Genomic DNA, 13,879 nt, shown 5'->3' on the forward strand with positions numbered 1-13,879 from the left:
CTCGATGGCCGCCGCGCGGCGGCCGTGCCGACGATGCGAGGGAGGGGACCTCGCCCTTCCTCCGGCCGTATGACTCCACGATCGTCACAAATCGGCGCAGTGCAACCCGGGCCGAGGCCCCCGTCCGCGAGCCGGTCCTTGTGTCGCGACGGAACCCGTGCGGTGCGACGGTATGGACAGGGACTTCAAGGCAGCGGCAGGGCAGGAAGGCGGTGGTGACCGTGGAGTTCCCGCTGGTCGTGGGTGTCGACGGATCGGATTCCAGCCTGGAGGCCGTGGACTGGGCGGTGGACGAGGCTGCGCGCCTCGGGCTGTCCCTGCGGCTCGTCCACGCCTCTTTGTGGGAGCGGTACGAGGGAGGTCTCCCGTCCTTCGGGACCGGCCGTCCGGCCGGAGAGGTCATGGCCGAGCACATCGCCGCGTCCTGCGCGGAACGCGCCCGGCTGCGCGACCCGGAGATGAAGGTGTCGAGCGACGTGCTGCCCGACGACGCCGTGTCCGCGCTCCTGCACACGGCTCATGAGTCCTCCGCCCTGGTCACGGGATCCCGCGGCCGGGGGAGGATCGCGGGGATGCTGCTGGGGTCGGTGAGCCTCACGGTGGCCGGTCGTGCAGTGTGCCCGGTGGTCGTGGTGCGCGGCGGGGAGCGGAACCGGCAGGGCTCCTTCGGCCGGGTGGTGGTCGGCCTCGGTGACTCCGCGGAGGGCTCGGCCGCCGTGCGGTTCGCCTTCAGCGAGGCGCAGGCGCGTGGCTGCGCCCTGCACGCCGTACGGGCCTGGCGCCGCCCCGCCCACGAACACGTGGACCACCCCCTGATCGCGGACGATGCCGCCGGTGCCGAGGAGGAGCGCGCCTCCGCCCTCCTCACCGACGTGCAGCGCGACGCCGGACGCAATCACCCGCAGGTCGAAGTACGTCGTCAGGCGGTCGAAGGTCCCGCCCACAAGGCCCTCCTGGACGCTTCCTCCGACGCCGACCTGGTGGTCGTGGGGGCACGCAGGCGCCACGGCCACGTCGGTCTGCAGCTCGGCAGGGTGGCCCACGCCCTGCTGCATCACGCCGAGTGCCCGGTGGCCGTCGTCCCCCAACGGACCTGACCCGGACGTGCCTCCCGTGCTCCTGCGCATGTGATGAGGGGAGAAGGAGAGGACGCGGCGGATGTCCGAGTGGACCTGGGAGTACGAGGGGTACGACCCGGCCGGCGAGCGGCTGCGCGAGTCGCTGTGCACACTCGGCAACGGCTGCTTCGCCACACGGGGCGCCGTGCCCGAGAGCAGGGCGGGCCTGGTGCACTATCCGGCCACCTACGCGGCCGGGGTCTACAACCGCCTGGAGTCGGCCGTGGCGGGGCGGCGGGTGGTGAACGAGGACCTGGTGAACCTCCCGAACTGGCTGTTCCTACGGTTCCGTCCGCGCTTCGCCGACGGGTCGGCGGGACCGTGGTTCTCTCCCGACACGCACCGGCCGCTCGACCACCGGCACAGTCTGGACCTGCGCCGGGCCACCCTGACGCGTACGTTCCGGTTCCGGGACGACGAGGCGGGCGTGCTGGGTGTGGAACAGGTCCGGCTGGTGCACATGGCGGACCCTCACCTGGCCGCGCTGCGGACCGTCGTCACGGCTGAGGAGTGGTCCGGGCAGATCGAGGTGGAGTCCGCCCTCGACGGTGACGTCACCAACGGCAACGTGCACCGCTACCGGTCACTCGAGCGGCACCACCTGGTCCACGTGCGGACCGGCGCGTCCACGGCCGACGTGACGTGGCTGAGCTGCCGCACCAGCACCTCCGACATCGGCATCGGCATGGCGGCCCGTACGGTCGCCGGGCAGCCGCCCACGGCGTCGGAGCTCCGTCCGTCCCACCACCGTGCCGTGCACCGGCTGGTGATACCCGTCGCTCCCGGCCGGCCCGCCGTCGTGGACAGGACGGTGGCCCTGCACACCTCCCGGGACCGGGCGATCAGCGACCCGCTCGGCGCGGCGCTCGACCGGGTGGCCACGGCCCCTGACTTCCCGGCGCTCCTGGACTCCCACGCCGCCGCCTGGGCGCGCCTGTGGCGGGGCGCGGACATCCAGGTGCCCGGGGAGGCGGGCCGCGTCCTGCGCCTGCACCTGTTCCACGTGCTGCAGACGCTGTCCCCGCACACTGCGGACCTGGACGTGGGGGTGCCGGCCCGCGGGCTGCACGGCGAGGCGTACCGGGGCCACGTCTTCTGGGACGAACTGTTCGTGCTGCCGTACCTCAACCTGCATTTCCCGGAGGTCTCGCGGGCCCTGCTCGACTACCGCCACCGGCGTCTGCCGCAGGCGTGCCGCGCGGCTCGCGCGGCGGGCCGGGCCGGGGCGATGTACCCGTGGCAGTCCGGCAGCGACGGCCGCGAGGAGACCCAGCGGCTGCACCTCAACCCCCGTTCGGGCCGGTGGCTGCCGGACGACTCCCGGCTCCAGCACCACGTCGGCTCGGCGATCGCCTACAACGTGTGGCAGTACTGCGAAGCGACCGGCGACACCGAGTACCTGCACACCAAGGGCGCGGAGATGCTGCTGCAGATCGCCCGCTTCTGGGCGGACAGCGCGGAGCCGGCCCCCGGCACCGGCCGGTACCGCATCCGTGGTGTGGTCGGCCCCGACGAATACCACGACCGTTACCCCGACGCCGACCGGCCGGGCCTGGACGACAACGCGTACACCAACGTCACCGCCGCCTGGGTCCTCGGCCGGGCCCTGGACCTGGTGCGGCGCCTCCCGGCCTGGCGCCGGCAGGAGCTCTTCGAACGCATCGGGCTGGAGAGCGGCGAACTCCCGAAGTGGGAGGAGGTCTCCCGGCGGCTGCGGGTGCCCTTCCACCGGGGCGTCATCAGCCAGTTCGACGGCTACGGCGACCTCGCCGAGCTGGACTGGGACGCCTACCGCACCCACTACCCCAGCATCCGGCGGCTGGACCGCATCCTCGAGGCCGAGGGCGACTCCGTGAACCGCTACCAGGCGTCGAAACAGGCCGATGTCCTGATGCTCGGACACCTCTTCTCGGCCGCCGAACTGCGCAGCCTGTTCGACCGTCTCGGGTACGACGTGGACGACGAGGTCTGGCACAGGACCGTCGACTACTACCTGCGGCGCACCAGCCACGGCTCCACCCTCAGCGGACTCGTCCACGGCCTCGTCCTCGCCCGGGCCAGACGGGCCGAGGCGTGGAGTTACGTCCGCGAGGCCCTGGAGGCGGACATCGCCGACATCCAGGGCGGCACGACCGGCGAAGGCATCCACCTCGGCGCCATGGCCGGGACCCTGGACCTGGTGCAACGCGGCCTGACGGGACTGGAGACGCGTGAGGACGCCCTCTTCCTGGACCCGGTGCCCCTTCCCGCCCTGTCGGAGTACGGGTTCTCCCTGCGCTACCGCGGCCACTGGGGCATCGGCATACGGCGCCGGAGCGGACAGCTGGAGATCAGGGTGCCCGACTCGGAGGAGTCACCCGTCCGCGTGGTGCTGGCCGACCGGGCCGTGACCATCGCGCCGGGGGAGACCTGCACGCTCGTGCTCCCGGGGGAGTGATCCGCGCGGACGGGCGAGCCACCTGTCGAAGTGCGCCGGTACCGGTCACCGCGCACAGTGGAGGACAGGAAGGGGCCGTTCCACGGGGTGGTACTGGAACACGGCTCCTGACACCTCTTGGTCCACGGCGAACGATCTGTACGACACCTCGAGAAAGCAGGCCCCGTCATGGCAGCCACCCCCGTCGCGCAACTGCCGGTCATCAGTGAATGCACGGCCGAGAGCTGCGCCTACAACCATGACCACACCTGCCACGCCGTGGCGATCACCGTGGGAGACCTCAGCAGTCCCGTCTGCGACACGTTCATGAGTGCGGACCTCGAGGGCGGAGAGCCGTCCGTCACCGGCCGGGTCGGCGCGTGCAAGATGGCTGACTGCCGGCACAACACCGCGCTGGAGTGCCACGCCCCGTCCATCACCGTCGGCAACGAGCAGGAGCAGGTCGACTGCCTCACCTACGCGCGGACCTGAGGGACGCCGGAAGTGCTCGCCGCGTACGCCGCCGGCCATAAGCGTGGCCACGCACAGCCCTGACGGTCGGGCTCACGTCCGGTGCCGCAGCGCCCGGATCACCCACGCCGGCGAACGGCCGGTCGTGGCCGGCACCCCGACAGCGAGCGTTGGCGTCCGGAAACGCGGTCCCTCCGCATGACGGGAGTTCGGTGAATGGCGCACAGTGAGCGGGCCGGTCCCGATGCCCTCGCCCCTACACGCCCCGGTGTCCTCGCGGTGCGCGGCGGCGACCATCGAGCGGTCCGTGGCGCGCGCGCGTCCAGAACTCCGTCGGGCGCGTGAGCGAGCAGTGGGGCGCCCGGAGGTTCGGCGCGGGCACCGGCGCACCCCGGACGACACCCCCCGCTTCTTCCGCGACCGGTCTGTCGTCGGCCGAGGCCGCGCGCCGGCTGACGCGTCACGGACCCAACGCGATCCCGGAGGAGCCGAGCGCCCCCGTGTGGCGGCGGGTGCTGCAACAGCTGCGTGATCCGCTGATCCTGGTGCTGTTGGTGGCCGCCGCCCTGACGATCGCCACCGGTGATCTCTCCGATGCCTCCGTGATCCTGCTCGTCATCACGGTGAACACCACGGTCGGCGTCGTGCAGGAGGTACGGGCCGAACAGGCGGTGATGGCCCTGTCCGCCATGAGCGCCCCCGCCGCCAGAGTCGTACGGGACGGCGAGGAACGTTCCCTCCCGGCCGCCGAGGTGGTACCCGAGGACATCGTCCTGGTGGCTGAGGGCGACATCGTGCCCGCCGACGGGGACGTACTGTCCGCTGCCTTGCTGCTGACGGACGAGTCCTCGCTGACGGGCGAGTCCGTTCCGGTGGAGAAGGCGCCCGGCGGTGACCCCTTGCACGGCAGGGTGTCGGCGGGCACGGTCGTGGTGCACGGCCGCGGACGCGTCGCGGTCACCGCCACGGGAGCCCACAGCGCGCTCGGCCGGATCGCGACCCTGATGGGTGCCGCGCCCGGTCCGACCCCGCTGCAGCGCCGGCTGGCGGATTTCGGCCGGGTTCTGGCAGCCGTCATCGTGGCACTGTGCGCCCTGGTGCTGGCTCTCGGGCTGGTGCGCGGGCAGCCCGTGGAGCTGATGATCGTGGCGGCGATCAGCCTCGCGGTCGCCGCCGTACCGGAGTCCCTGCCCGCCGTCGTGACGCTCGCGCTCGCCCTGGGGGCACGACGGATGGCGGACCGGCACGCCATCGTCCGCAGGCTGCCCGCGGTGGAGACGCTGGGCTCCGTCACGGTGATCGCCACCGACAAGACCGGCACCCTGACCGAGGGCCGCATGGCCGCCGAACGGCTGTGGACGCCGCGAGCAGAGGCCACGGCCCTGGGAACCGGCTACGAGCCCCGGGGCCGGGTCGTCCGCGACGGGCGGGCGGTCACGGCCGACGACGCACCCGACCTGGCGGCACTGCTGCGCGTCGCCATGCTGTGCAACGACGCGGCGCTGGAGCCTCCGCCGGACGACTCCGCGGAGTGGCGCGCGCTGGGCGACCCCACCGAGGCCGCCCTGCTCGTGGCGGGGGCGCGGCTCGGGCTGGACCGGGCGGGGCTGGACCGCGCGCTGCCACGCATGGAGGAGATCCCGTTCGACAGCGGCCGCAAGCGCATGACGACCGTCCACCGCCTGCCGGACGGAGCAGTGCGGGTCGCGTGCAAGGGAGCTCCGGAGTCCCTGCTCCGACCGCAGGTCCTGATCGACGGCCCGGACCTGCTCGCCCGGGCGGCGGATCGGGCGGAGGCACTGGCACGCGACGGGTACCGGGTGCTCGCCGTCGCGTCGGCCGACCACGAGGAAGCGTCGCAACCGTCCGGGACATGGGAGTCGGGTCTGTCGCTGCTCGGCCTCGTAGGGATTCTGGACCCGCCCCGCAGCGCGTCCGGGTCGACGATCGCCGCCTGTGAACGCGCCGGCATCGTCCCCGTGCTCATCACCGGCGACCATCCGCTGACCGCCCGGGCCGTGGCGGAGCGCCTCGGCATCGCTTCCCGGGAGGAGGAGATCACCACCGGGCAACGGATCCGGGAAGGCACGGCGGGTGAGCTGACCGGCGTACGCGTCTACGCACGGACCACTCCCGAACAGAAGCTGGACATCGTCGAGGCGTGGCGCGGGGCCGGGCAGGTGGTGGCGATGACGGGGGACGGGGTCAACGACGGCCCGGCCCTGCGCCGCGCCGACATCGGTGTCGCCATGGGGCGGCGCGGCACCGAGGTGGCCCGCCAGGCGGCCGACCTGGTGCTGGCCGACGACAACCCGGCCACCATCGTGTCGGCCGTCGAGGAGGGGCGCCGGGTCTACGCCAACGTGCGCCGGTTCCTGCTCTACGGGCTCGCCGGCGGCATGGCGGAGATCCTGGTGATGCTCCTCGGCCCCTTCCTGGGAATGCCGCTGCCCCTGCTGCCCGCACAGATCCTGTGGATCAACCTGCTCACGCACGGCCTGCCCGGTGTCGCGCTCGGTGCGGAGCCCGTCGCCCCGGAAGCGATGCGCCGTCCGCCCCGGCCCCCCGAGGAGAGCGTGCTGGGTGCCGGCCTGTGGCCGCGCGTCCTGTTCATGGGGGCCTTCGTCGCCGCCGTGACCCTGACGGCCGGGGTGTGGGCCCGGGAGACGGGTCGCCCCTGGCAGTCCATGATCTTCCTGGTCCTCGGCGCGACCCAGCTGGGCGTCGCCCTCGGCTCCCGCGTTCGTCCGGGAAGTCTGGCCAACCCGTTCCTGCTGGTCGCCGTCGGCGCGGCTCTGAGCCTCCAGGCGGCCGGCGTGTATGTGCCCCCTCTCCGGGACCTGCTGGGCACGGAGCCGCTGTCGCTCGGGGACCTGGCGATCGCCTGCGCGCTGTCCGGTCTCGGCCATGTGGTCATGCGTGTGCAGGCACGGCTGTGGCCGGAGCGGCAGCCGCGCGCAGCCTCGGTGGCAGGCGGCGCTCCGGGTGACCGGAGCTCCCGGTCCGCCCGGACGGAACAGCCCGGCTGAGCCCGCTCTTTCCGCGCTGGGCAGCCATGTCCTCGGCCTTCGGAACGCCTCACACGGCGGGGCGGACGCCTGCCGGGTTCGCCTCCCTGCCCTGCCGCCCCGGGCCGGGGTCACGGCCACTCGCAGTCGGTTCTCCGACGGCCCCCGGGGTTCCGCCGGAGACCGTCAGGCACCTCGCTCGTGTCCGCCCGGGCGCACGGCATGATGCCGGACCACGGTCGCGGTGAAGGCACAGGTGGCGGCAGCGGTGAGGGCCAGGAGCAGGTATCCCCAGGTGTAGTCGTCGGCGATGCTGTAGACCGCGCCCATGACCAGGGGCGGGAAGAAGCCGCCCAGTCCGCCGGCGGCGCCGACGACACCGGTGACCGAACCCACCCGGTCGGCGGGTACGAGGCGGGCGACGAGGGCGAACACGGCGCCTGATCCGGCTCCCAGGGCCGCGGCCATGCCGAGGAAGGCCAGGGTGCCGATCGGGACCAGGGGGAGTTCCAGGGAGGCGAGGAGGGCGAGTGCGGCGACGGTGGCGTACGCCCCGATGAGCACGGGGACCGGGTGCAGCCGGTCGGAGAGCCAGCCTCCCGCCGGACGCGCGGTGACCGCGAGGACGACGAAGCCGGCGGTGCGCAGGGAGGCGTCGGAACGCCCGAGACCGTAGGCGGTGGTGAGGTAGGTGGGCAGGTAGACGCTGAAGGCGACGAACCCTCCGAAGGCCACGGCATAGAGGAAGGCCAGCTGCCAGGCGGTGGGCATCCGTAGGGTGGCGGTGGTGCGCGTGAGCAGGGAGCCGCCCGGGATGGCGCGTTCCGGCTGGTCGCGCAGGAGGAAGTGCGCGGTGACGGCGTAGCCGGCCAGGGTCACGGCGACGAGGGTGAAGGGAAAGCTCCGGTCGACGGCGTCGGCCAACTGCACGGTGGTGAAGGCCGAGACGGCGGTGCCGCCCGTGCCGATGCCGAAGATGCCGAGGGCCAGGCCGCGTCGTTCGGGCGGGTACCAGGCGTTGACGAACGGAACACCGACGGCGAACGTGGTGCCGCCCAGCCCGAGGAAGAAGCCGCCGACGAGGAACTCGGCCAGGGAGTCGGCCAGATGACCCAGGTACAGCACGGGCAGGACGGTCAGGGCGGTGACGAGGGGAAACATCCGGCGGGCACCGACGCGGTCGGTCAGTGCCCCGACCGGGATCCGGCCGAGCGAGCCGACGAACACCGGCACGGCCACCACGAGTGACTGCTCGAACGAACTGAGACCCAGGTCTTCGCGGAGCGTCGGGCCGAGCGGCCCCAGCAGGGCCCACGCCCAGAAGCCGGCCATGAACCCGGCCGTGGCCAGGGCCAGCATGTGCGCCGGCTGCGTGGAACGGCTCACCGGCTCACCCTCTCCTCGAATCGAACACCGGCGACACACGGAATCGGCCCGGGGCCGGGGACGCACGGCCCCTCACCCTCCTGTACGCGGTGCGGCCGCACCTGGGGCCTCGGGGCACTCTGCTTCTCCAGGCCGACGAGAACTTGCGCATAAAGGGATATTTGCAGTGCGGGTGTCCTTCTCACGGCGCGGCCACGCGGACTGCCGTGACCTTGTACTCGGGGCAGGACGTGACGGTGTCCGCGATGTCGGAAGTGAGTCGGTTCACCCCGCTCGTGGGGAAGTGGAAGGAGCAGAAGACCTGCCCGGGGGCCGTCTGCTCACCGACGCGGACGACGAGCCGGGCCCGTCCGTGTCGGCTTTCCACCGTGACGTCCTGGCCGTCCCGCAGGCCGTACCGGCCGGCGTCGTCGGAGTGGAGATCCAGGAAGTCGACAGGATCGAGCGCCAGGTTGCCGCCGCGCCGCGTCATGCTTCCGGAGTTGTAGTGCGCCCAGCGCCGCCCGGTGACCAGGACCAGCGGATAGTCGTCGTCGGGTTGTTCGCCGGGCGGGAGATAGGGGGCGGCGGCCAGGTGGGCCCGCCCGTCCGGTGTGGCGAAGCGCTCCGTGTACAGCTTGGCCTCTCCGGGGCCGTGGGGGGAGCGGCAGGGCCATGGCACGGAGCCCTCCCGGTCCAGGCGGTCGTGGGAGAGTCCGGCGAAGACGGGCGCGAGCCGACCGCATTCGGCTAGGGCGTCGGCGGGAGTCGGGCAGCCCAGACCGGCTCCCATGGCCTCGGCGACGGCCCGCAGGATGTCGAAGTCGGTTCGGTCCTGCCCCGGCGGGGGCACGGCGGGGCGCACGCGCTGGAACCGGCGGTCGAAGTTGACGAAGGTGCCGTCCTTCTCCAGCCAGGACGCGGCGGGCAGGACGACATCGGCGTGCCGGGCGGTCTCGGACAGGAACAGCTCGTTGCAGACGACGAACGGACAGGCGTCCAGGGCCCGGGCCACCTGGTCGGCGTCGGGGTCGGTCGCGCAGACGTCCTCGCCGACGATCCACAGCGCCCGCAGCTCCCCGGCTCGCGCGGCGGCGAACATGCCCGGGATCCGAAGCCCGGGCCGCGCCGGGACGGGCACGCCCCAGACGTCCGCGGCCCGCGAGCGGACGGCGGCGTCGGTGACCTTGCCGTATCCGGGCAGGAGGTCCGGCAGGGCGCCCATGTCGGAGGCGCCCTGCACGTTGTTCTGGCCGCGCAGCGGGTTGACCCCGTAGCCGCGGTCGGTGCCCACGGCGCCGCGCAGGATCGCCAGGTTGGCCAGGGACCGCACCCCGTCGGTGCCGTGGAGGTGCTCGGTCACGCCCAGGCCGTAGACGATGGCCGGCCGCCCGGCCCCGCCATAGAGGCGGGCGGCGGCGACCAGGTCCGCGGCGGGTACACCGGTGAGGTCCGCGACCCGGTCGGGCGGGTAGTCGGCCAGCAGTTCGGTGAGTTCGGGCAGCCCGGTGGCGCGTTCGCGCAGGAACTCCTCGTCGGTCAGCCCTTCGGTGAGCAGGACGTGGGCGAGCCCGTGGAAGAGCGCCACGTTGGTGCCGGGACGCGGACGCAGGTGCACGTCGGCGTGCAGGGCGAGGCCCACGGCCCGTGGATCGGCGACGACCAGCCGGGCTCCGCGGAGAACCTGCCTCAGCAGCCGGGCTCCGACCACCGGGTGGGCCTCGACGGGATTGGCCCCGACCACCAGCAGGCAGTCGGCCCGCTCCACGTCGTCGAAGGTGTCGGTGCCGCCGGAGAGCCCGAAGGAAGCGGTGAGGCCGGCGGCGGAGGGGGAGTGGCAGAGGCGGGAGCAGTTGTCGACGTTGTTGGTGCCGATGACGACCCGCATGAACTTCTGTACGAGGTAGTTCTCCTCGTTGGTGGCGCGGGCCGAGGAGATCGCCGCCACGGCGTCCGGGCCGCCCGCGTCGACGGCGGCCCGCAGTCCCCGGGCGACGTGGGCCAGCGCCTCGTCCCAGCCGGCCGGCTCCAGCACGCCGTCGCGTCGCAGCAGGGGCCGGGTGAGCCGTTCCGGGGAGGTGCGGAATCCGTGGGAGAAGCGGCCCTTCACGCACGCGTGGCCTCGATTGACCGGGCCGTCCCGGGCGGGCAGCACCGCCGTGACCTCACCGTCCCGCGTGACCACGTCGAGGGCGCAGCCCACACCGCAGTAGCCGCACGTGGTGCGCGTCCGGCCCTCCGCCGGGTGGAACGCCGAGGTGAGCCCACGCGCCGGTCCGGGCTGGCTGATCGCCCCCGTGGGGCAGGTGTCCACGCAGCCGCCGCAGGCCACGCAGTCCGACTCGATCCAGGGCCCGCCGGTACCCGGGGCCACGACCGTGTCACCGCCCCGGCCGACCAGGGTGAGCGCGAAGGTGCCCTGCACCTCGGAGCACATCCGCACGCATCGGCCGCACGCGATGCACAGGTCCCGATCCAGGTGGACATACGGATGGGAGTCGTCCACGCCCCGGCCTCCGGCGCCCTGTGCCGCCTCGGGGCCGATGCCCAGCGACCGGCAGACGTGCGCCAGTTCGCCGGGACCGCCGTCGGCGAGGGCCCGGGGCGGCAGTGCGGAGACGATGACCTCCACCGCGTCCCGGCGCAGCCGCACGACGTCGTCGCTCCCGGTGTCCACGCGCATGCCGGGGGAGGCCGGAGTGACACAGGCCGCCACGATGCGCCCCCCGGCCCTCACGAGACACGTACGGCACGACCCGGCGGGACTGAGCCGGTCGTCGGAGCAGAGTGAGGGCAGCTCGACACCGGCCGCCCGCACCGCCGTGAGCAGGGACGACCCGTCGGGTACCGCAACGCCGGTGCCGTCGATCTCGATCATGAATCCGTTCATGGCCCCCATCCCGCCGACCGGTTCCCGTAGGCGCGGGCGAGGCTGTGCACGGCGGGCGGAATCCGCCGCCCGAAGGCACACAGGCTCGCCTCGGTGAGGAGCCGCGACAGCCGCTCCCACTCCTGGTCCGGCGGGGCACCGGCCAGGGCCCACTCCAGACCGAGCCGCGAGCCGACGCGGCAGGGCGAACATGCGCCGCAGCTCTCGGCCGCGGCGAACTCCCATACGTGACGCAGCACGTCCTCCGGTGCCACGCGTTCGTCGAAGGCGACGAGCCCGGCGTGCCCGAGGGCGGCGCCCCGGGCCGACAGTCCCGCCTCCGACAGCGGCACGTCCAGCGCGTCGGCGGCGAGGAAGCCGCCCAGCGGTCCGCCGACCTGGAGCGCCGTCAGCACGGCTCCGTCCTTCAGACCGCCTCCCAACTCGGTGACGATCCGCCGCACCGGCGTGCCGAGCTCGACCTCGTAGCAGCCCGGCCGGGCGAACCGCTCCGAGAGGCAGACCAGCTTGGTTCCCGTCTCGTCGGACGTACCGCGCCGGGCGTACTGCGGACCGCCGTGCCGGACGATCCAGGGGACGGCCGCCAGGGTCTCGACGTTGTTGACCACGGTCGGCGCGTCCCACAGGCCGTGCTCGGTCGGGTACGGCGGGCGGGGCCGGGCGCATCCGCGGCCGCCCTCCAGCCCTGCGATGAGCGCGGTCTCCTCACCGGCGACGTAGGAGCCGGCGCCCTGGACGACGTGGATGTCCAGGGAGGTGGCCGTCCCGTGCACCGACGGTCCGAGGTGCCCGCCCTCGTACGCCCGGCGCACCGCTTCCCGCATCCGCGCCAGTGCGGCCGGGTATTCGGAGCGCACCAGCACCACGCCCTGGCGGGCCCCGCACGCGAAGCAGGCCAGGGCCAGACCCTCCAGGACGCGCCCCGGGTCGGCCTCCATCAGCAGCCTGTCGGCGTACGAACCCGGATCGCCCTCGTCTCCGTTGGCGACCACCACGGTCCCGGGGGCGCGGCCCGCCGCCTCCCATTTCGCCGCCACGCGGAATCCGGCACCGCCGCGTCCCCGGAGCCCGGACGCCGCCACCTCACGCCGGACCTCTTCCGGAGTGCCGGACGACACCGTCCCCGGCCACACCTGCCACGTCGGCTCACCGGAGAGCACGCCGCCCAGCAGGACCGGGTCACCGGTGTCGTCGACCGCCGGGATCTCCGGCGCCCGCGGCGGCTCCCGTCCCGCGAGCTGAGCCGGGAGGGTCGCCCCGGTACACGGTGTGTCGCCGTCGAGCGCGGCGGGCCCCGCATAGCAGTAGCCCAGGCAGCGGACGGTCTGCACCGACACGTCACCGCGGGGCGAGGCGGTGTGCGCGGCGACGCCCAGTACGCGCTCCACCTCCGCGAGGTGCCCTCCGCCCCCTGCGGCGAAGCACGCCGTCGCGGTGCACACCCGCACATGACGGTCACCGTGCGGGGCGGAGAGGTCCGCGTAGTAACTGGCGGGTCCCAGCGCGGCGGCAGCGGGCAGGCCGGTACGGGAGGCGACAGCCGGCGCCCAGCTCTCGGGGCTGTCCGATGTTCCGTCCCTGGCCTCGGCCAGGGACTCGATCAGCCTGTCTCCCGGCCGCCCACGCCGGTCCGCCAGCGCCCGGAAGGCGTCGAAGGTGCGAGCGGATCGGATGAACGCCATGCATTCATCGTGGGGGAGGGTGTACCGGACCGCAGCCTGAGCGGCCGGCACGGGCGGGCAGCGGCATCGAAGGCCCCGACGACAGGAGCTGGAGCGTCAGGACCGAGGTCGCAGCCCGGACCACGTCGCCGGAGCCCGAAGGTGTTTCGTGCCCGTGGCCTGGACCGGCTGATCCCTCGTGAGCGAGAGGAGGCAGGCCGCTGTGACCAGCATCGACCACCACATCGCCCCCCTTCCCCCAGGGAGTGTCACCGGGGTTCCGTCCGGAGGGAGACGCTGTATCGACGGCGTTCCCTAGCGGCCTGCGAGCCCCGGCTCGCGGACCTTCCTCAGCCACCGCTCACGCCGTTTCCGGTTCGCCGACTGCATATTGGCCAGAAGGGTGCGCCGGACCGGGCGGAATCCGCAGTGGCGCAGAAAGGCCCGGCGCATGTTCCGCCAGAACAGATCCTCGCGCGCCAGGAGTGCCACGGCTTGCGGGGAGTTCTGCGTATAGATCACTCGTGCCGAGCGCCCCTTCAGGAGCTTGCGGATGTATGGCGGCCGCTTCAGGTACTCCACTCCGACGCCCGGCAGGAAGACCCGATCAATGAATCCCTTCAGCAGCGCCGGGACGTGCCACCACCAGCAGGGGGTCACGATCACGAAGTGCTCGCACCAGCGGACGGCGTCCCGCGCATCGACGAGATCGGGTTCCAGCGTCTGCGGGTGGGTGAAACCTCCGTGGAGGACCGGATCGAAGCGCATGTCCCTGACACAGAGCAGTCGAACCTCGTGCCCGCCCGCCCTGGCGCCCTCCACGTAGGCGTGCGCCAGGGCGGCACAGTAGCTGCCGGCATCCGGATGGCCGTCGATGACGAGAACGCGCCGCACCCTTGCTCCCGATAAAATGGAGGGCCCCGTAGGGGGACTTACCACGCCCCGAACCG

At 73.1% G+C, this 13,879-nt stretch carries 8 protein-coding genes; 4 read left to right on the plus strand and 4 right to left on the minus strand.

The features are described from left to right. Positions 1-221: 221 nt before the first annotated feature. The 4 genes from ACFXAE_RS03775 to ACFXAE_RS03790 all read left to right on the plus strand — a co-directional run bounded on the left by ACFXAE_RS03775 (position 222) and on the right by ACFXAE_RS03790 (position 7,034). Complete coding sequence (locus tag ACFXAE_RS03775; protein ID WP_384707907.1) at positions 222-1,097, plus strand: universal stress protein; 876 nt, start codon at positions 222-224, stop codon at positions 1,095-1,097. A gap of 61 nt (positions 1,098-1,158) precedes the next feature. Further along, positions 1,159-3,555 (plus strand): glycoside hydrolase family 65 protein, encoded by a 2,397-nt coding sequence (locus tag ACFXAE_RS03780; RefSeq protein WP_384707476.1) that lies wholly within the window; start codon positions 1,159-1,161, stop codon positions 3,553-3,555. A 168-nt stretch (positions 3,556-3,723) separates the two neighbouring features. Then, a complete protein-coding gene (locus tag ACFXAE_RS03785) occupies positions 3,724-4,026 on the plus strand; it encodes a DUF1540 domain-containing protein (RefSeq protein ID WP_384707479.1) in 303 nt (100 codons plus the stop codon). 320 nt (positions 4,027-4,346) lie between these two features. Further along, positions 4,347-7,034: a cation-translocating P-type ATPase gene (locus ACFXAE_RS03790; protein WP_384707481.1), complete on the plus strand. Its 2,688-nt coding sequence runs from the start codon at positions 4,347-4,349 to the stop codon at positions 7,032-7,034. A 165-nt stretch (positions 7,035-7,199) separates the two neighbouring features. On the opposite strand, the gene ACFXAE_RS03795 is transcribed toward ACFXAE_RS03790, so the two are convergent. From ACFXAE_RS03795 to ACFXAE_RS03810, 4 genes are all read right to left on the minus strand, one after another. Continuing rightward, positions 7,200-8,372 carry a nitrate/nitrite transporter gene (locus tag ACFXAE_RS03795; RefSeq protein WP_384707910.1) on the minus strand — a complete coding sequence of 391 codons (1,173 nt, stop codon included), beginning with the start codon at positions 8,370-8,372 and terminating at the stop codon, positions 7,200-7,202. A 208-nt stretch (positions 8,373-8,580) separates the two neighbouring features. Further along, the gene (fdhF, locus tag ACFXAE_RS03800; RefSeq protein ID WP_384707484.1) at positions 8,581-11,268 is read right to left on the minus strand and encodes a formate dehydrogenase subunit alpha; all 2,688 of its coding nucleotides are present in this window, start codon (positions 11,266-11,268) and stop codon (positions 8,581-8,583) included. Then, positions 11,265-12,950, minus strand: a complete 1,686-nt coding sequence (locus ACFXAE_RS03805; RefSeq protein WP_384707487.1) for an NAD(P)H-dependent oxidoreductase subunit E — start codon at positions 12,948-12,950, stop codon at positions 11,265-11,267. The genes fdhF and ACFXAE_RS03805 overlap by 4 nt, the downstream gene beginning before the upstream one ends. A 294-nt stretch (positions 12,951-13,244) precedes the next feature. Beyond that, on the minus strand, positions 13,245-13,823 hold the full coding sequence (locus tag ACFXAE_RS03810; protein ID WP_384707490.1) for an NAD(P)H-dependent oxidoreductase: 579 nt from the start codon (positions 13,821-13,823) through the stop codon (positions 13,245-13,247). Positions 13,824-13,879: the final 56 nt, after the last annotated feature.

It is taken from the genome of Streptomyces sp. NPDC059454 (genome assembly GCF_042749965.1).
In the GTDB taxonomy this organism is placed as follows: domain Bacteria; phylum Actinomycetota; class Actinomycetes; order Streptomycetales; family Streptomycetaceae; genus Streptomyces.

What these genes read in the sequence shown, in the direction of transcription:
- fdhF (WP_384707484.1), bottom strand. Translation starts at nt 11,268, where the DNA reads ATGAACGGATTCATGATCGAGATCGACGGCACCGGCGTTGCGGTACCC.
- ACFXAE_RS03805 (WP_384707487.1), bottom strand. Translation starts at nt 12,950, where the DNA reads ATGGCGTTCATCCGATCCGCTCGCACCTTCGACGCCTTCCGGGCGCTG.
- ACFXAE_RS03795 (WP_384707910.1), bottom strand. Translation starts at nt 8,372, where the DNA reads ATGCTGGCCCTGGCCACGGCCGGGTTCATGGCCGGCTTCTGGGCGTGG.
- ACFXAE_RS03785 (WP_384707479.1), top strand. Translation starts at nt 3,724, where the DNA reads ATGGCAGCCACCCCCGTCGCGCAACTGCCGGTCATCAGTGAATGCACG.
- ACFXAE_RS03780 (WP_384707476.1), top strand. Translation starts at nt 1,159, where the DNA reads ATGTCCGAGTGGACCTGGGAGTACGAGGGGTACGACCCGGCCGGCGAG.